The sequence below is a fragment of the Alteromonas sp. KUL106 genome (genome assembly GCF_009811415.1).
GTDB lineage: Bacteria > Pseudomonadota > Gammaproteobacteria > Enterobacterales > Alteromonadaceae > Alteromonas.
The window spans coordinates 1-20702 of record NZ_BLIG01000032.1 but is presented as its reverse complement, the minus strand read 5'-3'; the positions used below and the strand labels follow the sequence as shown (position 1 = coordinate 20702).

Genomic DNA, 20702 nt, shown 5'->3' with positions numbered 1-20702 from the left:
TCAATAACAAGTAAGTGGGGGAAGGCTTTTTAATTTCAAGGGTAAGACAAAAGAATGTGCGCTCTGAACTGCCTACTCTATGGGCTTAGCGTGTTCGCCAGTGTATTGAATACATCATTTATTGAGTGCATACTCTCGCCAACAAACCCTACGGCCACTTTAAATAATGCCTAGGTAATAAAATGCAGATAAAGTAGCAACACTGAAGTCGCTATATAATGATATTAAAGGAGTGGTAGTGAAGTATCAGGGAAGAATTCAACAGTGGGATGATGCTAAAGGTTTTGGCTTTGTAGAGCCTAACGGTGGAGGCACGCGCGCGTTTACTTATATCAAAGCGTTTAAACAACGCTCTAGGCGCCCTGTTAATGGCGACATGATTGTTTATGAAGTTGAGCAGGATAGAAAAGGCAATCACCGCGCCTGCAACATCAGCTTACTCAAAGACCACAAAGCAAAACGTTCACGCGCCAATAAGCCAACCTCGCAAAGAAAACGTAATATTATCATTCTGAGTATTTTCTTCGGTGCACTTGCATTACTCACATTATCAGGTCAGTTACCCTCTATAGTACCGATCTTTTATGGCGCGTTAAGTATGCTTACCCTAGTGTTTTACGGTATTGATAAATGGGCAGCTAAAAACGACATGTGGCGAATTTCAGAAGCAAAACTGCACCTATTAAGTTTAGTGGGGGGCTGGCCTGGCGCATTGCTAGCCCAGCAGATGTTTAAACACAAGCGTAGTAAATCGTCATTTATGAAGGTTTATTGGGTAACGGTAGTAGTTAACCTTTTTTTGCTTGGGCTAATCGCATTTGAAGTGATTAATACGCAAGCATTTAAGATGGAAATTTAGCGAAATCGATATCTTTCAATTTTAAAACCAAAACCACTTTCATATCCCTTTACATACACCCACCCTTTATTCGGTAGGCGTTTGTGCTCGCTTTCCCTTAAGCATAAGCGCCCATCAGACAGGGGGCCGTTCTCTTTTAGCAAAAGTGGATGTCGACATTGCTTAGAACCGCTGCCTTTTTCATAAGCAAATTTTCTTTCTGTCTTTTGTTTATCGGAGGCTAAATGAAGCGTGTAAGGCAATGCCGTATCAACAAAACTAAAGCTTAAGAAAAAGGCTAATAGCGGCATACCAACTAATGTCATTTTCCCACGCAAATCTTTAGTCACAAATTGCCCGTGCCGCTTATCGAGGAAAACAGAAAGGTAATAAAGGGCGCTATAAATAAAAGTAAGTAAAACAATGGCCCATGTCGAATTATTTAGCCACGCGTTAATCACGACAAAGTCAGTGAATGCCGTCACAAATAAAGCGCCAATAAGTACAAAAAAAGTACCGTTACTGATACGTGTTATTGGATGAAGCTCAGACCATTTAGGTCGAGTAACATGCTCATCATGATGGGCGCTGTCCGCATCATTCTCAGGTGGCTGCGTTGCTCGTTTCGAAGCGAGCTCATTCTTTGCTGCCTGGTAGCGCTCTGGAAAGGCCTGCTTATCAATATTTTCCAGAACGTCCTCAAGCTCTTCTATGCTATAAGCGGCGTAATTTGGTTGTTCGGTGTTGGCAATACTCATTGATACTTCCTTGTAAACGCATCCTTTCTCTACGCGCTATTTCAGCGCCGTATACAACGCATTAAGTGTTGCCTACAATAAACTGCTACAAATTCCAGTACCAAATTTGGCATGTCGCAATATTCACTTTACGCAGACTATGCTTCGCTTTTTCAGCATCACGCTTAGACTCGTAAGGGCCCAGAATAACGCGAAACCAATCGCCATTGCTGCCAGAGCTTTGTTTAATCAACGCCTCTAAACCTTGGAACGCAATTTTAGCTTTCATCTCTTCGGCTTGTGCACGGGTTCTAAATGAAGCGCACTGCATCAAATAGCGTTTGTCGGATTTCTCCTGTTCTTTCACGTCTACTTCAACTTCGTATCCTGGCAGAGTCTTAATATACTCCCACTCTTCTTCGGGCAATTCGGGCAACGACTCTTCTGTAGGGGCAACAGGACGTGATACTTGCGTGTCAACGTCATCCTCTACATTATCTTTAATTGACCACAAAAACACACCAAAGCCAATGAGAAGAGCAAACACGCCGATAAGTCGAATTATAGGTAGCTTAGCACCTGCAGCCCCATTGATTTGGGCATTTCCAGCAGGCTTTCGGCCTTTACCTGCAGACTTCTTTTTTTGGGTAGAGCGTCCACGAGAGACATAATCGCGTTGGGCCATAGTCGGCTATATTCCTACTTGTTATCGTTGTTTGTATTCGTAAGGAAACGTCGTATATCAAATTTGGCGAGGGAAAGTGATTACCGCACCGTTTATCGAGCCAAAATTTTAACGTATTGCATCACAACAAGCTAACTGAAATCGGTAGGATCAATATCTATTGACCATCTTACTTTCATTGCTTGGGGCAACGCCTGTAAAAACGGCAGTGCCAAACGCAGGGCATGGTGAAGTGGCGCGCGCTTTTCATGACTGCATACCAGCATAAACCGAAACCTGCCTTGTCGCTTTTCTATTAAACAGGGAAATGGGCCGTTCGTCTCTATGGCATGCTGCTGATTAAACACCTGCTTGCTTTCTTGCAAGAAGCGATACGCTAAACTGCTATCGGTTGCCTCTGCTCGAATAACAAACTGACTGATGAAGGGCGGTAGTCCTGCTGCCTTACGCTCCATTAGTGCATGTCTGGCGAAGTGCCCATAGCCATTGTGTACTAAATCTTGTAGTAAAGGATGGTGAGGGTTATGGGTTTGTAGCCACATTTCACCGGGTTTACTCGCGCGCCCCGCCCTTCCAGCAAGCTGCGTCACAAGCTGAGCGAGCTTTTCCGGCGCTCTGAAATCGGCGCTAAACAGTGCACCATCACAATCGAGTACCGCCACTAACGTTACGTGAGGAAAATGGTGACCTTTTGATAGTATCTGGGTACCTACTAGCAACTGGTACTCTTGGCGGTTAATTGCATCAAGTGTTTGGTGCAGTTTGTCTTTGCCCCGCACGGTGTCACTGTCTATTCGAACCTGTTTAACACCGGGAAATAAGCTTGCGAGGCCTTGCTCAACTTGCTCGGTCCCTGTGCCCGCTGTCACTAATTCATTATGATGGCACGCTTCGCAACTTGATGGCATTGACCGCATGCCGCCACAATGATGACACTGTAATCGATTTTGCGCTTTATGCACGGTATAAGAGCGGTCACAACGCTTACACATAGCGGTTTCACCGCAATGATGACACAGCAGCGCGGGCGCATAGCCTCTGCGATTCACAAACACCAATACCTGATTCCCCGCGCTGATATGCTGGCGCATTATCGTTAGCAGACCTTGGGAAATACCGTAGTGAATGGGTTGGTCGCGCGCGTCCAGCACATGCTGATGCGTGCTTTTCGCCCCTCCCGCTCGCCGTGTGAGCTGCAAATGAGCATAGCGGCCGCTTAGCGCATTATTAAGTGTTTCAAGCGCGGGCGTGGCGCTTCCTAGTAACAGCGGAATATTATGCTGCTTGGCACGCATTGCTGCCAGGTCACGGGCGTGATAACGAAGCCCGTCTTGCTGCTTAAAAGACTCGTCGTGTTCTTCATCTACAATCAACATGCCGGGGTTGTGCAGTGGAGTAAAAATAGCCGAGCGCGTGCCTATAATAATACCGAGTTCACCGGCCTTGGCTCTCTGCCATACATGTAACCGTTCTTTATCGGAAAGCTGAGAATGTAATACGCCCACCGCAATACCAAAGCGCTTTTCAAAACGAGAGACCGTTTGTGGCGTAAGCCCAATTTCTGGCACAAGGATAAGCACTTGCTTCCCTTCGCGCAGTAGGGGCTCAATGGTCTGAAGGTATACTTCGGTTTTACCGCTACCCGTTACTCCTTCAAGCAAACTCACAGCAAAATTGCCTTGCTGACGATTCAGAGCGGCAATGGCAACCGACTGCTCCGTGTCCGGTATCGGCTTTTCAGACAGCGATAACGAAGCAAGCCAACTGCTTGGCTTATACTCTGGCGCAACCTCTTCGATATTTGCTAATGACTTTTCAACGAGGGCTTTGACGGCAGGCGTACCATACTGCTTACGTGCTTGTGATGCTAATAAAGCACCGCCAGCCAGCGCAGTAAAACAGGCTTGTTGTTTTGGCGCACGCGACAGAGTATCTGCGGATGTTTGCTTACCTTCTTCGGTAAGCTTTAGCATATCTTGTGGCGTGGGTTCTGCTGACTCCCCTTTACGCAATAAAACGGGCAACATGGCGTGCAGCACCTCACCGGGTGCGTGATGGTAATACTGCCACAGCCACTGGGCCATTTTCAGCAAAACTTCATCTACAATAGGGCTATCGTCGAGTACCGATTCAATGGCCTTTAGCTTATTGGAATTGTCGATGTCGCTTTCAGATTTCTGTAGTGTTTCAACGACAACGCCTACAAGTTTGCGCGGACCAAAGGGCACAATCACCCTCACTCCGGCACGAAGCGCACTATCGTGGGTATATGTGAAAAGTTGGCGCAGTGGCACTGGCACGGCAACTTGAATAAAGGCCATTGCGAACGTTCTACCTTATCTGATGATGCTTACAGCGCGCTGTGCGCTCGTTGAAACACGTAGGTGGCAATACATTACAGCATTCGCTGTTACTTGTAGTTTTTTTGCTACCCAATCGTGTTGACCTTGCCTTGAAAGCTAAATATTTAAACATACTTTACAGTTAAGCATAAAAGGAATGTTTTTTGTTTGACCTTCTTGTGTAGCAATTAGCCAAAAACCCCTTGATCAAGCCCTTCCCATCCTTTATTATGCGCCGCTCTTTTTGCGATAGGCTGTTCTTTGAACGACTTATCATTTGAATTAAGTAACGTATGGTGTGCGACTTCGGGTTGTATAGCGATACGGCCTTATTATGTGAGGTAATCCCATGAAACAAGATATCCACCCTAAGTACGAAGCAATCACAGCAACTTGCTCATGTGGTAACGTAATGAACATTCGTTCTACGCTTGGTAAAGACATCAACCTAGACGTATGTTCTTCATGTCACCCATTCTACACTGGTAAGCAACGTAACGTTGATACTGGTGGTCGTGTTGATCGCTTCAAGAAGCGTTTCGGTGCATTGGGCAAAAAGTAAGCCTGATATCGAGTTCGAAAAAGCGCCTTTTACGGCGCTTTTTTATTGCTTAAAATTCGGTATTACATTAAAACCGTGATGCCAGTCCATGCGCAGAGCCGACCGACAATCATACTAAGAACAAGGTCACATATGCTCAATGGACATGTTTAACGTTAGATAAATGCCTTTCCCAATTGCCGCTACTGGCTTTTTTACATGCCTCCTCGCTATCAAAATAGATACCCGCAGGAATAGACTTAATTGACGCCAGTGCAATATTCACTCGGTTTATGAAGTCCATATCCCATCCGTTAGACAATGCCCGCTGTTTCTCTTGTTCAGTATTAAAAACAGCGATAACCTGCGGCGCTCTCCAATGCCCTACATGGGTAAGCCATAAAAAGCCATTGCCATCATGCTTAACGTTTTCGCAGACCTCAGTTAGCACATCTATTAGTTTTCTCTCTGTCATATCCTCGCCTGTAATGCGAATGTTAAGTGGGGTTTCACAAACGTTTATTATAAAAAGTAAAACATAAATTTGGCACTCGAAGCAATTTGCATAGTATTTTTCAGCGTTGCACGGGTGGCCGACGTTAGCGTTGAGTTGAACGCAATGTCGATAGCAACACCCCACGATATCTGATAGATCAAAGGAATGACAATAGACATTAAAATAAATAGTGTGAATGGCAATTATAGCCCTATTTTACTGGTCTAATTAGTATGCCTAACCTACATTGGTAAGTGAGAATTCTGATCAGATATGTACACAGTGATTGGCTGTGTTAGAGTTGCGATCAGCACTTTGATAGTGGACATTAATGCTATGAATAATGCTCAACTATCAGGGCCTGTAGGGCGTTTATGGATAACGTGTGACGGTAGAGGCCAAACAAGGTAATAACGCAGTGATAGAAGAGGTTACCTCTTAATTAACTGCCAACCGTCTATAGGCCCAGGTGCTTACAACTATTTACAATAACGTTTGTTACTACTTGGTTATAACGCGCTTACGTTCACCTACCCTTAACGATAACAACAATAAAATAGCGGTAGAGCGTGAACGAAAACACTGATGAACCCTACATCTAAGGATACCTTTTTACATGTCAGATTTTAGACAACGCGCACTCGATTATCACGCTAAACCCACGCCTGGAAAAATCCGCGTAGAACTATCAAAACCGGCAGATAGCGTAGACGATCTTGCCCTCGCTTACAGTCCAGGCGTTGCCGAACCGGTAAGAGAGATCGCCGAAGATGCTGATAATGCTTACAAATACACGGGTAAAGGCAACCTTGTTGCCGTTATAAGTAACGGAACAGCGATTTTAGGTTTAGGGAATTTAGGCCCTCTAGCGTCGAAACCTGTTATGGAAGGTAAGGCTTTGCTATTTAAACGCTTTGCCGGACTTGATGCTATTGATATTGAGGTCAAACATCGCACGACCGAAGAATTCATCAATACGGTGGCCAATATTGCTGATACGTTTGGCGGTATAAACTTAGAAGACATCAAAGCACCAGAATGTTTTGAGATTGAGCAAGAGCTTATCAAACGCTGTAAAATTCCTGTGTTTCATGATGACCAGCACGGCACCGCTATTGTAACCGCAGCAGGTATGCTTAATGCCCTAGAGATCCAGGGCAAAAACATAGAGAGCGCAAAAATCGTCTGTATGGGTGCAGGAGCCGCAGCGGTTGCCTGTATGGAGCTGCTTATTAAATGTGGTGCTCAACGCGAGCGTATTTACATGTTAGACAGAAAGGGCGTTATCCATACTCGCCGCGAAGACTTAACAGAGCATAAAAAACTATTTGCTAATAACACTGACAAGCGCACCCTTGAAGATGTCATGGAAGGTGCGGATATTTTTGTTGGCGTGTCAGGCCCGGATGTTCTTCCACCAGAAACTCTGGCCTTGATGGCTGAAAACCCCATCGTATTCGCCTGCTCTAACCCAGACCCTGAGATCAAACCAGAGCTGGCTCATGAAGTGCGTAAAGACCTTATTATGGCGACAGGCCGCTCTGACTATCCGAATCAGGTGAATAATGTTTTATGTTTTCCGTTCATCTTCCGTGGCGCTTTAGACGTGCGTGCGACGGCCATTAACGATGAAATGAAAGTGGCTGCAGTAGAAGCGCTTCGCAGTATTACCAAAGAGCCCGTTCCAGAGGAAGTTTTAGCCGCGAGTAAAAGTGCTAGCCTGACATTTGGTAAGGAGTACATTATTCCAAAACCTATGGACCCTCGCCTTTGTGAACGTATTGCCACTGCAGTATCAAAAGCGGCTATTGCGTCTGGCGTAGCCCGTTTACCTGAAAGCGCTGGCGAATAAATGCAATAGTCCTGATGTTGAAAGCAGCGTGAGCAAAACGCACACGCTGGCTTCTCAACAAACGGTTTACGTCACGAGCATTACAGACAGCAAAAAGCGACGCCTTATTGCGGAGTCATTCGCAGTAAGGGCGTCGCTTTAGTATTGTTTACTTAAAACGTGAAACCTAGTCGTCTTCGGTCACGTTATTTTCAAAACTCGGATCAATCCCCATTTCTTCCATGATACGCCTAGCCTCTGCCGGCACGCGATTAGGGTTATCTTTTCGCAAATCATCATCGTTAGGTAACGGCTGCCCGGTAAACGCATGCAGAAACGCTTCGCAAAGTAACTCAGAATTAGTGGCATGACGCAAATTATTTATTTGGCGGCGAGTGCGCTCGTCAGTCAGTGCTTTAAGTACATTAATTGGGATAGAGACGGTGACTTTCTTTACTTGTTCGCTTTTTTTGCCATGCTCTGCGTAGGGGTGTATATATTTGCCATTCCATTCTGCCATTATGCTAACTCGGTCTACTCTTTTTATATTATGAACGGAAATTCTAAACAAGTTCACGAAAAGGTCAATTGAGCAGTGTAAACCTCTTGACGTCTAGACATATATTCTTTAATTTAGACGTCTAAACGTCCATAAGAACAAACTTTTGAGAGAATAACCATGGTTTCGTACGCACAAGGTATCGATGCATTAAACCAGTCCCTGTCGGAACTGCGTGATATTGATGTATCTTTTGAGTTTTTTCCGCCTAAAACAGAAGCCATGGAGCAAACACTTTGGAAATCAGTTGAGCGTCTAGCGCCATTAAAGCCTAGCTATATGTCGGTAACCTACGGCGCTAACAGTGGCGAACGTGACAGAACCCACGACGTTGTTAAACGCATTCAGCAGCAAACCGGCGTAGCCGCGGTTCCTCACTTAACGTGCGTTGATGCGAGTCGAGATGAACTTAAACAAATCGCAAAAGACTACTGGGATTCAGGCATACGCCGCATCGTTGCCCTTCGAGGTGATTTGCCACAAGGGGTAGAGAAAACAGAAATGTATGCCTCTGACTTAGTTGCGCTTTTAAAAGACGTTGCCGATTTTGATATTTCTGTTGCCGCATATCCCGAGAAGCACCCTGAAGCACCCAATGCGCAATTCGACTTGCTTAACCTTAAGCGCAAGGCTGAAGCTGGAGCGACTGAAGCCATCACTCAGTTCTTTTTTGATACCAGCGTTTTTTTGCGATTCAGAGACCGCGCGGCGGCCGCAGGCGTAGATTTAGATTTAGTGCCTGGAATTTTGCCTGTAACCAACTACCAAACCTTAGTGAAGTTCGCTGGCTTTACAAACGTGCATGTGCCTGGCTGGCTGCACAAGATGTTTGATGGCCTTGATGCTGACGACCAAGCGACCCGCAATCTGATAGGCGCTAACATTGCGATGGACCAGGTAAAAGTACTGGCTAAAGAAGGCGTGAAGCATTTTCATTTCTATACGCTCAACCGCAGTGAACTAAGCTATGCCATCTGTCACATGCTGGGTGTGCGCTCTGGCGCTTAAGTACTTTATTCCCCCAAAGGTGCTAAGAGCAAAGGTAAGAAGGCGCAGTTAATGCGCCTTTCTTGTATAAAATTTATATTAAACTTTTGCCAGCAAGGCCGCCCCCAGTTACCATCTGAAATAACAAGTCATGAGCTATCGATACCCTAAGGCCTGTCATCAATAGGTTTTTTATTTTTATTTAAAGGTACCGTCAGGAGAAGTTGAGTGGATTCAGACAAGGTTAAAACCTTATATAACAATGTTGCTCCTCAGGTGAGAGATCTCTTCAGCATTTTTATAAAACGCTGCAAGGAAGACAATATTACTATCTCTGCCGGGCATTTAGCCTATGTAACGTTGTTATCTTTGGTGCCGTTTATTATGGTGACCTTTACCATCATGTCTGCTTTTCCAGCTTTTGCGTCTGTGCGAAGTAAACTAGAGCATTTTGTTTTTAGCAACTTCGTTCCCACTGCCAGTGATGTGGTTCACAAATACATGACCGATTTTGTGGGAAATGCCTCTCAAATGAGCGCCATTGGTATTTTGTCTCTGTTGGTTGTGGCGTTAATGCTTATTTCTAACGTCGACAAAACCCTTAATAGAATTTGGCGCACGCAGAGCGACCGACCTGTAGTATATACCTTTGCCATATATTGGATGGTGATTACCCTTGGTCCTTTGCTTATGGGATCAAGCGTGGTAGTAAGCTCGTATTTAACAGGCCTTGCAGCGTTCACCGAAGAATACACTCCCGGTCTTGGAACCTTTTTATTAAGCCTGGTACCAAGCGGCGCAGCCCTGCTGGCTTTCGCAATTTTGTATATGGTTGTGCCCAATAGACGCGTTTATGCGCGACACGCCTTCGTTGGCGCAATCGTTGCCACTATTGCTTTTGAAATCACAAAGTCTGGATTTGCCCTTTACGTCACGAACTTTCCATCCTATGAGCTCATCTATGGCGCGCTGGCGGTGGTACCCATTCTCTTTTTGTGGGTGTATCTATCATGGATAATCGTGCTATTTGGCGCAGAGTTCACCTGCAGTTTAGGTGAAGCTTTTGAGAACAAGAAAGCAGAGAACGCGCCTCGCAAAGTTCCAAGAGAGTAGCAAACACGTTTGCAACAGATTGAACCAAGTATACTTGAGGTAACACGTCGCCATGACCAACATTTAAAGTCTCGCTGAGCGGGTAATTATCTATGGGGACAGTTGTTATTATGCGATAAGCAGAGCGTCTTGGTTGCAAAAAAAGGGAGCTATTGCTCCCTTTTTTTAGTGCAATTAACGACTAATTTTTCATTGATGCAATAAAGGCGTCAGACTCAGCAATGGCCGAATTCATCTGACCAATGAGTTGAGCAACATTGTTTTCAATCGTAGAAAGCTCTCCCTGCAATGCACCAATGGCGCTAGCATTTAAGTTATGCTTTAAGTACAACACATTGTCTTGCAGTGCGCTGAGCACGGGAGGCATTTTACTCTCTGCTTTGCGCATGGCTTTCATCAGTGACGCATAGCGACGCTGAGTTTCACGAAGCTTTGCTGAGCTGTCGCGCTTGAGCGAAGCATTCTCGTATTTTTCCAGCTCTTCAGACCATTCATCGAACAAGGCTTCAGCCACACTCTCGACTTTATCAATACGTGCGCTTACCTCTTCTGATGCGGCCACACTGTCCTCGTACTGTCCGTTAAGACGGTCGTAAATATCTTCTAATTCGCCGCCATCGAAAGCAACGGCTGCACTAAACGCCTCAAGGGCTGAACTAAACTGCTCTTGCGCGTCTTCTTGCGATTCTTTGGCGTTTTCAACACGGTCTACTAAGATATCGCGCTTTTCAACGCCTACCTTTTCCCATGCCGCGTAATATGCAGACTGACATCCACTTAGGGCAAGCATAGCAACCAATGCCGATGCGATTAATTTCATGCGGTTACTCCACCTCTATAACGTGCTGCGCTTATGATGCTGATTAGATGTAATATCAACCCAAGTGGGCCAAAGAGCGGTGCGAGGATTACAGTCCAAACAAGTCCATAGCAAGCCCAAACCGCCACAAAGTAAAACAAGGCTCCCAATACTCGACCTTGTACCAAGTGACCTAACCCAGGAATAAAAAAGTTACAAATTGCGGCAATTACGTTACCGCCCGATCCTTGACCCGCCATATAAACATCCTCGCATTTATGACTATAATATGATTAGCTAGTACGTAATGACATTTGTTCTATAGTATACAATTTGTGTTTAACACATAAAATGTAAGCATAAACAGCGTTGAAGCAGTCAGCACGCAAATGTTTGTATAACAATAAACTAAACTAAAACAGGCACTCACACAACGCGCAGAAACAAAATGAAACGACTTTACCCCGATGTTACCTGCTATGAGAATGGATTTATCGAAGTAGGAAATGGGCACTCGCTTTACTTTGAACAAAGTGGCAACCCAGACGGTATCCCCGTACTCTTTATTCATGGCGGTCCTGGAGCCGGACTACCACCTAATTACAAGTGCTTCTTCGACAGTAATAAGTATCGCATTATTGGCTACGAACAAAGAGGCTGCGGTCGCTCCACACCTATCGCAGATACGCTTAATAATGACACATGGATGAATGTCGAAGATATTGAAGCCTTACGGGTACATCTTCATATATCCAAATTCCTTTTATTTGGTGGTTCATGGGGCTCTACACTCGCATTACTCTATGCGCTGACGTATACCGAGCATGTAACAGGTCTCATACTTCGCGGTGTTTTTCTGGCAAGGCAACAAGACCGAGACTGGTTTTTATCACCGTCCGGATGCGCAGCCCAATTATTTCCTGAACACTACCGAAAGTTCATCAAAGATGTCCCAACGCCCGTCACATCGAAAGCCGTTTGTGACTTCTATAGCGCAATGGTTCGCTCTAGCAATGAAGTACTTCGTCATGCTGCCCTCAAACGGTGGTACCAATGGGAGGAACGTCTGTCGCGCCTATCCCTGCCGCCAGGAGTCGGTGATTCCACCACCCATTATCCCATGCATTTGGTAACCTGCTTGGCCACACTGGAATGTCATTTTCTCTCCAACAAATGCTTTTTAGAAGAAAACTATATTCTTAACAACATAGGTAAAATAAGCCATATTCCCGGCACGATCATCCACGGAAGATACGATATGATTTGTAAAACGGAAGCGGCGGAAACGCTTCACAAAGCATGGTCTCAAAGCCAACTACAAATCATACCAGATGCAGGCCACAGTACGTCAGAACCGAGTATAGGCTACGCGCTCTGCCGCGCTACCCGTGATATGTCACGTTTTATTCAGGAGTCATGTAAGTGATAGGGTTAATACAACGAGTATCAGAAGCTAACGTAACAGTTTCAGGTGAAGTAATTGGTGAAATTGGAAACGGCATGCTGGTGCTTTTAGGTGTTGAAAAAAAAGACGGTGACGAAGAAATTGAAAAGCTTGCTAATAAGCTTTGTCGTTATCGCATGTTCAACGACGAAGACGGCAAAATGAACCTTAATATTGAGCAAGTAGGCGGGGAAATGTTGGTCGTATCCCAGTTCACTCTCGTAGCTGATACACAGAAAGGCAACCGGCCAGGCTTCTCACGTGGAGCTTCCCCTGAACATGGCCAAATCATTTACGACAAGTTTGTTCATACACTCAGAAAAAAAGGCATGACAGTGGCAACTGGCGAATTTGGGGCTGATATGCAAGTTGGACTGATTAACGACGGGCCGGTCACATTTCAATTCACCGTATAGTCGTACGGTAACTAAACACCGTACTGGTCTCCTTATTCTGCTTATATAATTAAACTTGTACCGTGTGTATTCTTACGTTTAAATACTCTTTCATTTTTTTAATAAGGCCGGTTTATTGTGTATAAGGTAGTGACGCCAAAAAGCGATGCCGAATTTGAAGCCTATTTTCATTTTCGGTGGGAACACCTGCGCCAGCCGTGGAACTTCCCTCCAGGTTCAGAGAAAGACGAATATGAACAAGTCGCAGAGCACCGTATTATTACCAATCGCAATGGAGACGTTGTTGCATGTGGTCGTGTACATTTAAATACGGCTGAAGAAGCACAAATCAGACACATTGCCGTTCACCCACAACATCTGCGCAAAGGGCTGGGTCAAATGATGATGGCAGCGCTTGAAAACGTTGCGAAAGATCTTGGCGCAGAGCGGGCAGTAACAAACAGTCGCGAGATTTCAATCGACTTCTTCAGTGCCTGTGGTTTTAAAGTAGAACGAGAAGCGCCCAACGAACTCGGCATGTTAAAACGCCAACAGATGGTCAAAAAGTTTACCGAAAATAATACCTTAGTGCTTCATCCAAAATGGTGCAAACTACTTCAAGAAACATGGTCTGAAACCATTCCCATTACTGAACATATGGGGATTAAGTTATATCAATACACGGGACGCACACTTGAAACCCGCGCATCGCTTAATAAAAATATTAATATTCACGGTACGATGTTCGCAGGAAGTATCTTTTCGCTAGCCACACTCACTGGGTGGGGGATGATTTACCTTCAGCTTAAGGAACGTGGTCTAGATGGTGATATTGTGTTGGGCGATGGTAATATTCACTATCACAAACCGATTACAATGAAGCCTAGGGCTATTTGCAATATCGAAACACTATCGGGCAAATTCAAACCATTAGAAAATGACAATAAAGCGCGTTTCGAGTTGAGCGTTGCCATATTAGATGGTGACTCGCCAGTAGCCGAGTTTGAAGGGGTATTTTACGTATTGCCGGTTGCGAAACAGGGAGCGTAAAATTTTTCACCAAACGGGTGATTGAACTGCAATTTATCTGAATCAATAAAAAAGCGCCCTTTGGGCGCTTTTCAATAACTATATCTTAGTTTCTTGCTTTTACTACGCAACCATAGCTGCCTGTAGTTTTTTCATCGCATTCTTTTCAATTTGACGAACACGCTCTGCAGACACTTGATATTTATCAGCCAAGTCTTGCAGCGTGATTTTGTTATCTGCCAACCAGCGTGTTTCGATGATATCTTGACTACGCTCGTCTAGGGTTTTTATGGCCGAATACAGACGCTTGCTTGCTGCAGAGTCCCAGTCATTATTGATAACATCCGTTTCTACATCTGAAGTCTTGTCTTCTAAATACTGAACCGGTGCGAAATTTCCCGTTTCATCTTCGTCTGCAGTTAGGTCAAACGCTTGGTCTTGGCTGCTCATACGTGCTTCCATCTGAAGCACTTCTTTTGTGCTGACCCCAAGTTCGTCTGCCACTGTTTGTACTTCAGCGTGAGTAAACCAACCTAAGCGTTTTTTCGCCTTGCGTAGGTTGAAGAACAATTTACGCTGCGCTTTAGTCGTCGCAACTTTTACTATTCGCCAGTTTTTAAGTACAAACTCATGAATTTCTGCTTTGATCCAATGCACCGCAAAAGAAACCAAACGCACGCCCACCGTTGGGTCGAAGCGCTTAACGGCTTTCATTAGACCGATATTACCTTCTTGAATTAAGTCGGCTTGTGGTAAGCCATAACCTGAGTAAGATTTTGCAATGTGCACTACAAAACGAAGGTGTGACATTACTAGCTTACGAGCGGCTTGTAAGTCTTCGTCTTCGCGAAGGCGCACTGCCAACTCACGCTCTTCCTCAGCGCTAAGCATATCAATGCTGCTTACAGCTTGAATGTAGCCTTCAATGCTACCGCTGTGTGGCACTGACAGGGCCATAGATTGCAAATTGTTGCTCATTATTCACCTCATTTATTGCTGCTTCATATTAACAAAGTAACCGAAGCTGCGCGAGACCTAATTAAGATATGAAGTTCTACCGATATGTAGGTATGGTGGCACTTTCTACAATATCAAGACCTGAATTATGAAAAAAAGTTCAAATTAACGTTCAATATATCGTCTTTGCATTATTTAATTGGCAAATACCCCGATATCATCCGTCATCCATGGCAATGGTTGAAGTCACACGCGTTATTGCTGATGCAGCTTTTACACGCATTTAACCGCCAAAGCCAAACTTTCACCACACTTTTATAATACGTAAATTAAAAAAAGTCATTACAACGTTAATCTCAGTGACATGAATTCTAACGCTTTCATCTAACTTAAACGCGGGGGGATCGTGCTTCAAAACTGGCGCTAAGTACTGAGCTAACTTCTGATACGTCGCTTGCAATTATAACGCTTGCTTTTCGTTCTTAAAACTGAAGATAATAGATTGGATTAATCGATTTTGCACTACAACTGCAGCAACGCATTTTCCAGACACATAGACACAGCGCTGAATAGGGAAATACTTAAGCAAGGAAGTAAGGCAAGTGAAGCAAAGAGGACTTTGATGTTTGCTTACGTCGCTAGACAGCCCATATTCGATGTAGACCGAGAGGTCTATGCATACGAACTACTTTTTCGTATTGGCGAAGAGAATTGCTTTCCTGACATCCCGCCCGATGAAGCCACCTCAAAGATATTAACCTCAACGCATTTGAGCTTAGGTATCGAAGAGATAACCGGAGATAAAAAAGCCTTTATAAACTTTCACCGTGATACGCTTATGTTTCGCTTTCCTACATCTTTGGATGCCAATAAGGTTGTCATTGAGATTGTAGAAACGGTTGAAGTAGATGAGGCACTGGTTTCTGCTTGTAAACACATTCGCGGTCTTGGATACCCTATTGCCCTGGATGATTACGACATGAAGGGAAAGTGGGAAGCGTTTCTCCCTTTTACCAGTATCGTAAAAATCGACATTACCGAAATAGCACACGAAAAAATTCCGGCGTTGGTGGAACGATTCAAGTCTCAAAACATAAAGCTTGTCGCAGAAAAAATCGAAACGTATGAAGAGTTCAATAAGTTTAAAGCGATGGGCTTCGACTTTTTCCAAGGTTACTTTTTAGCAAAGCCAGAAATTGTTAAGCACCGGAAGCTAGGTCCAAGTAGCCTCACTATGATGGAGCTTCTCTCGCTCAGTAGCCAAGCGAAGCTGAATTTTGATGAAGTGAACAAAATTATTGAGCGAGACCCGTCACTTACGTATTTATTATTGCGCTTTATCAACAACCCAATGGTGAATAAGCGACATAAAATTACTTCTCTCAAGCACGCCTTGACGTTTATGGGCGAAGTTGAAGTGAAGAAGTTTATTTCGCTGCTTGCTCTTGCCAATTTAAGTGATGGACAACCTACAGAGCTATTGCAAATGGCATTAGTTCGCGCAAAATTTTGCGAGTTAGTATTTTCTCAGCTGCAAGCTTCAGATAACCCGCTTAAAGGGTTTCTCACCGGCTTACTCTCCTTGCTAGACGCCATGATGGAGCAGCGTATTGACGACCTAGTCAGTAAAGTCCCCATTAGTGACGATGTAAAAACCGCACTATGCGGAGGGCCTGGTATGCTAAGACACTGCTTAACATTGGTTCAGTTATTTGAACGTGCAAAATGGGCTGGAATACAACAATTTGCAGCAAAATATGCTATCAGCCAAGACCTTTTACACAGCTATTACAACGAAGCGATTAAATGGGCCAAACATATTCATCAATCTGCATTAAACGGTACCGAATAAGTATCGTTTAGCAGAGAGTTGATAATTAATGATTGAATAGTTGTTAGATTACGAATACATATCATAGACTAGAGAGTAGCTTAACGTTTGTTGAGTTAATCTTGGAATTAGAATTAATAACGATGTAAGTTCGTTTTCAGCAGGAAGAAATTATGTTCGCGTTTATAGCCCGTCAGCCTATTCTAGATAAAAGCAAAAGCGTATTTGCCTACGAGCTTTTGTTCCGAGATGGCAAAGGTGGCGCCTACCCTGAACATAAAGAGGAAAAAGCAAAGTTTATCTCTGAACATTTTCATCCTTTAGGCCTTGATGATATCAGTGGTGAGAAAACATCTTTCATTTCTTTTTCTTCCGAAACGCTTATTTCCCGTTTTCCCACTACAATGAACCCAGAGTCTGTCGTTGTCGAACTCGCCGATCCAACTGACACGTCCAGCGGCTTATTTGAAGCCTGCCAACATATAAAACAATTAGGGTTCAAGTTGGCAATAGACGACCCGATGATGATGGCATCGAAACACGATATATTCCCTCTAATTGATATCGTTAAAGTTGATGTATCGAAGGCGCGCTTTGAAACCATCGAAAAACACATTCCACGCTACCACGACGCGAATGTTCAATTAGTAGCTGAACAAGTCGATACGCAAGACAATTTCTCAACGTGCGTTGAATTAGGGTTCGACTTTTTCCAAGGCTACTTTTTTTCTCAGCCAGAAGCGCGAATTTTAAGACAGCTTCCTGCGTCTAAAATGAACATTGTCGATTTAATGGGTGAAAGTTCTAACAACACGTTTGACATTAATCGCATTGGTCAGATTATTGAGCGTGATGCATCGCTTAGCTTTTTACTCTTGAAGTTTATTAATAACCCCACCATCAACAAGCGCTATAAAATTACTTCATTAAGACACGCCCTAAATTATATGGGTGAAGTGGAGATTAAAAAATTTATTGCCTTGTTAAGTTTGACGAATTTAGGCGACGAGAAGCCACTTGAGATCATTCACATGTCGCTGGTTCGCGCCAAGTTCTTTGACCTTTTGGCCGAGCGAAGAGGAATGAAAAACGATCCTCCTTTAGCATTCTTAGTCGGCTTATTCTCATTGCTTGAAGGGCTGCTTGACCAGTCGATGACTGATATTTTAAAGCAACTGCCGCTCTCAGAAGAAGTGAACGAGGCGCTACTTGGTAAAAACGTTGAAATTGCCAATTACATGACGTTAGTCCGCGCCTTTGAAAGTGCGCTTTGGATGAACGTGATAAAACAAGCGAAACTGCTAAATATCGACCAAAAGCAGCTTCACATGTTGTATAACCAAGCCATTGTATGGGGAAATGGCGTACGCAGTGCGGTAACCTCACACTACCCTCGGGCCATCGCGCAATCGTAAGTATGCCGTTGCACTAAGCCGCTACTTAGGCTCTATTTCTCTAACGTGGCGCTGAACTGATATAAGTGAGCCTAGTAACCCTAGAAGCACAGACAGTCCAAGCATTGTTAGCAACGCTGTTCCCGTTAAACCGGTGATATTAAAATCTTTTTGGTACATGGCTGCAAAGGTAGAAATACTGCTATCCATCCACCATAGAATAATAATGACGGCGAACCATGCCATTAGCCCGCCTAATAACCCATACCAGAACCCCGTGTAGAGGAAAGGGCGATGAATAAACGCATCGGTGGCGCCTACCAACTTCATTACCACAATTTCATCGTATTTATTGAGGATGTTAAGGCGAATGGTATTGCCGATAATCAGCACAACGGCAATAAAGAGCAGCAGCCCAATTAAAGTAACAAGATCGCGAGCAATATCAATAACTGCATATAAACGCTCTAACCACTCAATATCCAGTTTACCCATATCGACCTCTCGCTGCTGGCGAAGCTTATCTAATAACGCTTTTGCAGCCGTGGGGGACGCATGCTTTTCAGCAGGAGTAACGAGCACCACATCTGGTAGTGGATTTTTTTCCAGATATGCTATCGCATCACCAAGCCCTGATAAATGCTGGAACTCTTTGAGTGCATCGTCAGCGGGAATATAAACGACGCTGTCTATTTCAGACCATGCGTTCAGCCTAGCCACCAATTGCTGTGAACTTGCAGCGTTAGTAGTGGGCTTTAAAAATAACGAAATTTCCGAGGCCTGATCCCAGCCAGCGGTAATTTTTTCCGTATTTTTGACCATAATATAAAGGGTGCTAGGTAACGTAATACTTAGCCCCAATACACCAATTGTCATTAATGATGCTAGCGGTTGACGCCAGAGTTCGCCTAAACTTGATAACGCTTGACGCACGTGGCTAACGAAGAACATAACGATAGATTGAACAATCCCAACCTTCGCTGACGTCGCCCCCTTCGCTCGTCCTTTGAACAAAATACTCATGACCAGGCTCCTTCACTACTGCCGTCTGCACCATTGTCGAGGCCGTCTGTCAGGCCATCAGTAATCATTTGGCCATTCTTTAGCGTCAGCGTGCGGTATCGCATTCGGGCAATAAGGCCGAGGTCGTGGGTCGCAATTAACACTGATACACCGGCTTGATTAAAGTCTTCAAACAGGCGAATGATTTCCATAGAGAGTTTGGGATCGAGATTACCCGTAGGTTCATCGGCAAGAAGTAGTGGAGGTTTATTAACAACTGCTCGTGCTATTCCCACGCGCTGCTGTTCACCACCCGATAAGGTGATGGGTAAACACCGAGTTTTATCTCGAAGGCCAACCATTTCAAGTGCAGCTTCAACGCGCTTACGTATTTCTTTGTGAGTATAACCCTCAATCACTAGCGGCAAGGCCACATTGTCAAAAACAGACTTATCCATCAAAAGCTGATGACTTTGAAAAATCATCCCAATATCGCGACGAATATAGGCGATATCTCGGCGGGTAATGGCATTAAGATCATGACCATTTATCAAAACACGCCCGACCGTAGGACGCTCCATTAAGCTGATAAGTTTGAGGAGCGTACTTTTTCCCGCACCTGAATGCCCTGTTAAAAAGGCCATTTCACCAGGAGCTATATGAAAGTTCACTTTGCTAAGCGCGCGCTGACCGCCCGGATAGGTTTTGCTTACCTGCTCAAACTTTATCATTCTCTTTCCCTACCGCTTTACCATTCTTAGCTTTCAGGCGATTCCATCTCGCTAAATAGCGCATCAATAAATTCTTGCCCGTCGAACTGGCGCAAATCATCAATACTCTCACCCACACCAATATACCTTATAGGAATATTAAACTTGTCAGCAATAGAGAAAATAACACCGCCTTTTGCAGTACCGTCTAACTTGGTCAAGGTAATACCCGTTAAACCCACTGCTTCGTTAAACAACTTCGCTTGGCTAATTGCATTTTGCCCGGTGCCGGCATCTAAAGTCAGCATAACTTCGTGAGGTGCGTTGGGATTAATCTTCTTCATTACGCGAACCACTTTCTTGAGCTCTTCCATCAAGTTGTTCTTGTTCTGTAAACGCCCTGCGGTATCCGCAATTAAAATATCTGTACCACGAGACTTTGCTGCCTCAAGTGCATCGTAAAGTACAGATGCACTGTCTGCACCTGTATGCTGTGCAATTACAGGAATATTGTTACGTTCACCCCAAACTTGAAGTTGCTCAACCGCTGCAGCTCTGAATGTGTCGCCTGCAGCAAGCATGACTTTTTTCCCTTCTTGCTGGAATTGCTTAGCCAGCTTACCAATGGTGGTGGTTTTACCTACACCATTTACGCCAACCATTAAAATAACGAACGGTCCTTCACTGGCGTCATGTGCCTTTATCACTTCAGGTAGGGGTTGATTGACCTGTGACAACATACCAGACATTTGTTGTTTCATTATCTCTAACAAGGCTTCCGCATCTTTAAGGTCTTTGCGCGAGGCACTATCGGTAAGATGGTTGATGATCTTCTGGGTAGTGTCCATACCTACATCAGCAACTAAAAGCTGAGTTTCCAAGTCTTCGTACAACTCGTCATCAATGGCTTTGCCTTTAAATAGGCTAACAATGCCACTACCTAAGTTTTCTTTTGTACGAGACAAACTCTCTTTCAAACGCGCAAATAGAGACTTCTTCTCTTTCGGCTTTT

The 20702-nt window shown here is 44.4% G+C and carries 21 protein-coding genes; 10 read left to right on the top strand and 11 right to left on the bottom strand.

Going from position 1 to position 20702, the window contains the following annotated elements; translation table 11 throughout:
- The first annotated feature begins 238 nt into the window (after positions 1-238).
- A complete protein-coding gene (locus GVO63_RS11800) occupies positions 239-859 on the top strand; it encodes a DUF1294 domain-containing protein (protein WP_159580066.1) in 621 nt (206 codons plus the stop codon).
- Here GVO63_RS11800 and GVO63_RS11795 read toward each other — a convergent pair.
- The 3 genes from GVO63_RS11795 to priA all read right to left on the bottom strand — a co-directional run bounded on the left by GVO63_RS11795 (position 856) and on the right by priA (position 4581).
- Positions 856-1596, bottom strand: a complete 741-nt coding sequence (locus tag GVO63_RS11795) for a hypothetical protein (RefSeq protein WP_159580064.1) — start codon at positions 1594-1596, stop codon at positions 856-858. The genes GVO63_RS11800 and GVO63_RS11795 overlap by 4 nt on opposite strands.
- An 85-nt stretch (positions 1597-1681) precedes the next feature.
- Positions 1682-2260 carry an SPOR domain-containing protein gene (locus GVO63_RS11790; protein ID WP_159580062.1) on the bottom strand — a complete coding sequence of 193 codons (579 nt, stop codon included), beginning with the start codon at positions 2258-2260 and terminating at the stop codon, positions 1682-1684.
- 131 nt (positions 2261-2391) lie between these two features.
- On the bottom strand, positions 2392-4581 hold the full coding sequence (gene priA, locus GVO63_RS11785) for a primosomal protein N' (protein ID WP_159580060.1): 2190 nt from the start codon (positions 4579-4581) through the stop codon (positions 2392-2394).
- A 370-nt stretch (positions 4582-4951) separates the two neighbouring features.
- Between priA and rpmE the strand changes: the two genes are divergently transcribed.
- On the top strand, positions 4952-5164 hold the full coding sequence (gene rpmE, locus GVO63_RS11780) for a 50S ribosomal protein L31 (RefSeq protein ID WP_014977577.1): 213 nt from the start codon (positions 4952-4954) through the stop codon (positions 5162-5164).
- Positions 5165-5300: 136 nt separating this feature from the next.
- Here rpmE and GVO63_RS11775 read toward each other — a convergent pair whose 3' ends face one another.
- Entirely contained in the window at positions 5301-5618 is a 318-nt protein-coding gene (locus GVO63_RS11775; protein ID WP_159580058.1) for a hypothetical protein, read from the bottom strand.
- A gap of 637 nt (positions 5619-6255) precedes the next feature.
- On the opposite strand from GVO63_RS11775, the gene GVO63_RS11770 reads away from it, so the two are divergent.
- Positions 6256-7491 carry a malic enzyme-like NAD(P)-binding protein gene (locus GVO63_RS11770; protein WP_159580056.1) on the top strand — a complete coding sequence of 412 codons (1236 nt, stop codon included), beginning with the start codon at positions 6256-6258 and terminating at the stop codon, positions 7489-7491.
- 166 nt (positions 7492-7657) lie between these two features.
- Here the strand turns inward: GVO63_RS11770 and metJ are convergent, their stop codons facing one another.
- Complete coding sequence (gene metJ, locus GVO63_RS11765) at positions 7658-7990, bottom strand: met regulon transcriptional regulator MetJ (protein WP_105932194.1); 333 nt, start codon at positions 7988-7990, stop codon at positions 7658-7660.
- A 159-nt stretch (positions 7991-8149) separates the two neighbouring features.
- On the opposite strand from metJ, the gene metF reads away from it, so the two are divergent.
- Both metF and GVO63_RS11755 read left to right on the top strand, forming a co-directional pair.
- On the top strand, positions 8150-9037 hold the full coding sequence (gene metF, locus GVO63_RS11760; RefSeq protein ID WP_159492903.1) for a methylenetetrahydrofolate reductase: 888 nt from the start codon (positions 8150-8152) through the stop codon (positions 9035-9037).
- Between the two features lie 207 nt (positions 9038-9244).
- The gene (locus tag GVO63_RS11755; RefSeq protein WP_159492902.1) at positions 9245-10129 is read left to right on the top strand and encodes a virulence factor BrkB family protein; all 885 of its coding nucleotides are present in this window, start codon (positions 9245-9247) and stop codon (positions 10127-10129) included.
- 181 nt (positions 10130-10310) lie between these two features.
- Here GVO63_RS11755 and GVO63_RS11750 read toward each other — a convergent pair whose 3' ends face one another.
- Both GVO63_RS11750 and GVO63_RS11745 read right to left on the bottom strand, forming a co-directional pair.
- Complete coding sequence (locus tag GVO63_RS11750) at positions 10311-10949, bottom strand: DUF2959 domain-containing protein (protein WP_159119347.1); 639 nt, start codon at positions 10947-10949, stop codon at positions 10311-10313.
- Positions 10946-11188, bottom strand: a complete 243-nt coding sequence (locus tag GVO63_RS11745) for a hypothetical protein (protein ID WP_159492900.1) — start codon at positions 11186-11188, stop codon at positions 10946-10948. The genes GVO63_RS11750 and GVO63_RS11745 overlap by 4 nt, the downstream gene beginning before the upstream one ends.
- Positions 11189-11376: 188 nt before the next feature.
- On the opposite strand from GVO63_RS11745, the gene pip reads away from it, so the two are divergent.
- From pip to GVO63_RS11730, 3 genes are all read left to right on the top strand, one after another.
- Complete coding sequence (pip, locus tag GVO63_RS11740; protein ID WP_159580054.1) at positions 11377-12354, top strand: prolyl aminopeptidase; 978 nt, start codon at positions 11377-11379, stop codon at positions 12352-12354.
- Positions 12351-12788 (top strand): D-aminoacyl-tRNA deacylase, encoded by a 438-nt coding sequence (gene dtd, locus GVO63_RS11735; protein ID WP_159492898.1) that lies wholly within the window; start codon positions 12351-12353, stop codon positions 12786-12788. The genes pip and dtd overlap by 4 nt, the downstream gene beginning before the upstream one ends.
- A 117-nt stretch (positions 12789-12905) precedes the next feature.
- A complete protein-coding gene (locus GVO63_RS11730; protein WP_159580052.1) occupies positions 12906-13817 on the top strand; it encodes a bifunctional GNAT family N-acetyltransferase/hotdog fold thioesterase in 912 nt (303 codons plus the stop codon).
- A gap of 102 nt (positions 13818-13919) precedes the next feature.
- On the opposite strand, the gene rpoH is transcribed toward GVO63_RS11730, so the two are convergent.
- Positions 13920-14774 (bottom strand): RNA polymerase sigma factor RpoH, encoded by an 855-nt coding sequence (gene rpoH / locus GVO63_RS11725; protein WP_159580050.1) that lies wholly within the window; start codon positions 14772-14774, stop codon positions 13920-13922.
- A gap of 601 nt (positions 14775-15375) precedes the next feature.
- Here rpoH and GVO63_RS11720 point away from each other — a divergent pair.
- A complete protein-coding gene (locus GVO63_RS11720) occupies positions 15376-16605 on the top strand; it encodes an EAL and HDOD domain-containing protein (RefSeq protein WP_159492895.1) in 1230 nt (409 codons plus the stop codon).
- Between the two features lie 152 nt (positions 16606-16757).
- Complete coding sequence (locus tag GVO63_RS11715) at positions 16758-17999, top strand: EAL and HDOD domain-containing protein (RefSeq protein WP_159580048.1); 1242 nt, start codon at positions 16758-16760, stop codon at positions 17997-17999.
- Between the two features lie 21 nt (positions 18000-18020).
- On the opposite strand, the gene ftsX is transcribed toward GVO63_RS11715, so the two are convergent.
- From ftsX to ftsY, 3 genes are all read right to left on the bottom strand, one after another.
- Entirely contained in the window at positions 18021-19001 is a 981-nt protein-coding gene (ftsX, locus tag GVO63_RS11710) for a permease-like cell division protein FtsX (protein WP_159580046.1), read from the bottom strand.
- The gene (gene ftsE, locus GVO63_RS11705) at positions 18998-19711 is read right to left on the bottom strand and encodes a cell division ATP-binding protein FtsE (RefSeq protein WP_159492892.1); all 714 of its coding nucleotides are present in this window, start codon (positions 19709-19711) and stop codon (positions 18998-19000) included. The genes ftsX and ftsE overlap by 4 nt, the downstream gene beginning before the upstream one ends.
- A 26-nt stretch (positions 19712-19737) precedes the next feature.
- A partial coding sequence (gene ftsY / locus GVO63_RS11700; RefSeq protein ID WP_236552132.1) for a signal recognition particle-docking protein FtsY occupies positions 19738-20702 on the bottom strand: 965 nt, incomplete at its 5' end.

Bases quoted from the DNA above. Each gene is read 5' to 3' on its own strand.
- GVO63_RS11795 (WP_159580064.1), bottom strand. From the start codon at position 1,596: ATGAGTATTGCCAACACCGAACAACCAAATTACGCCGCTTATAGCATA.
- GVO63_RS11790 (WP_159580062.1), bottom strand. From the start codon at position 2,260: ATGGCCCAACGCGATTATGTCTCTCGTGGACGCTCTACCCAAAAAAAG.
- priA (WP_159580060.1), bottom strand. From the start codon at position 4,581: ATGGCCTTTATTCAAGTTGCCGTGCCAGTGCCACTGCGCCAACTTTTC.
- rpmE (WP_014977577.1), top strand. From the start codon at position 4,952: ATGAAACAAGATATCCACCCTAAGTACGAAGCAATCACAGCAACTTGC.
- GVO63_RS11775 (WP_159580058.1), bottom strand. From the start codon at position 5,618: ATGACAGAGAGAAAACTAATAGATGTGCTAACTGAGGTCTGCGAAAAC.
- GVO63_RS11770 (WP_159580056.1), top strand. From the start codon at position 6,256: ATGTCAGATTTTAGACAACGCGCACTCGATTATCACGCTAAACCCACG.
- metJ (WP_105932194.1), bottom strand. From the start codon at position 7,990: ATGGCAGAATGGAATGGCAAATATATACACCCCTACGCAGAGCATGGC.
- metF (WP_159492903.1), top strand. From the start codon at position 8,150: ATGGTTTCGTACGCACAAGGTATCGATGCATTAAACCAGTCCCTGTCG.
- GVO63_RS11750 (WP_159119347.1), bottom strand. From the start codon at position 10,949: ATGAAATTAATCGCATCGGCATTGGTTGCTATGCTTGCCCTAAGTGGA.
- GVO63_RS11745 (WP_159492900.1), bottom strand. From the start codon at position 11,188: ATGGCGGGTCAAGGATCGGGCGGTAACGTAATTGCCGCAATTTGTAAC.
- pip (WP_159580054.1), top strand. From the start codon at position 11,377: ATGAAACGACTTTACCCCGATGTTACCTGCTATGAGAATGGATTTATC.
- rpoH (WP_159580050.1), bottom strand. From the start codon at position 14,774: ATGAGCAACAATTTGCAATCTATGGCCCTGTCAGTGCCACACAGCGGT.
- GVO63_RS11720 (WP_159492895.1), top strand. From the start codon at position 15,376: ATGTTTGCTTACGTCGCTAGACAGCCCATATTCGATGTAGACCGAGAG.
- GVO63_RS11715 (WP_159580048.1), top strand. From the start codon at position 16,758: ATGTTCGCGTTTATAGCCCGTCAGCCTATTCTAGATAAAAGCAAAAGC.
- ftsX (WP_159580046.1), bottom strand. From the start codon at position 19,001: ATGAGTATTTTGTTCAAAGGACGAGCGAAGGGGGCGACGTCAGCGAAG.
- ftsE (WP_159492892.1), bottom strand. From the start codon at position 19,711: ATGATAAAGTTTGAGCAGGTAAGCAAAACCTATCCGGGCGGTCAGCGC.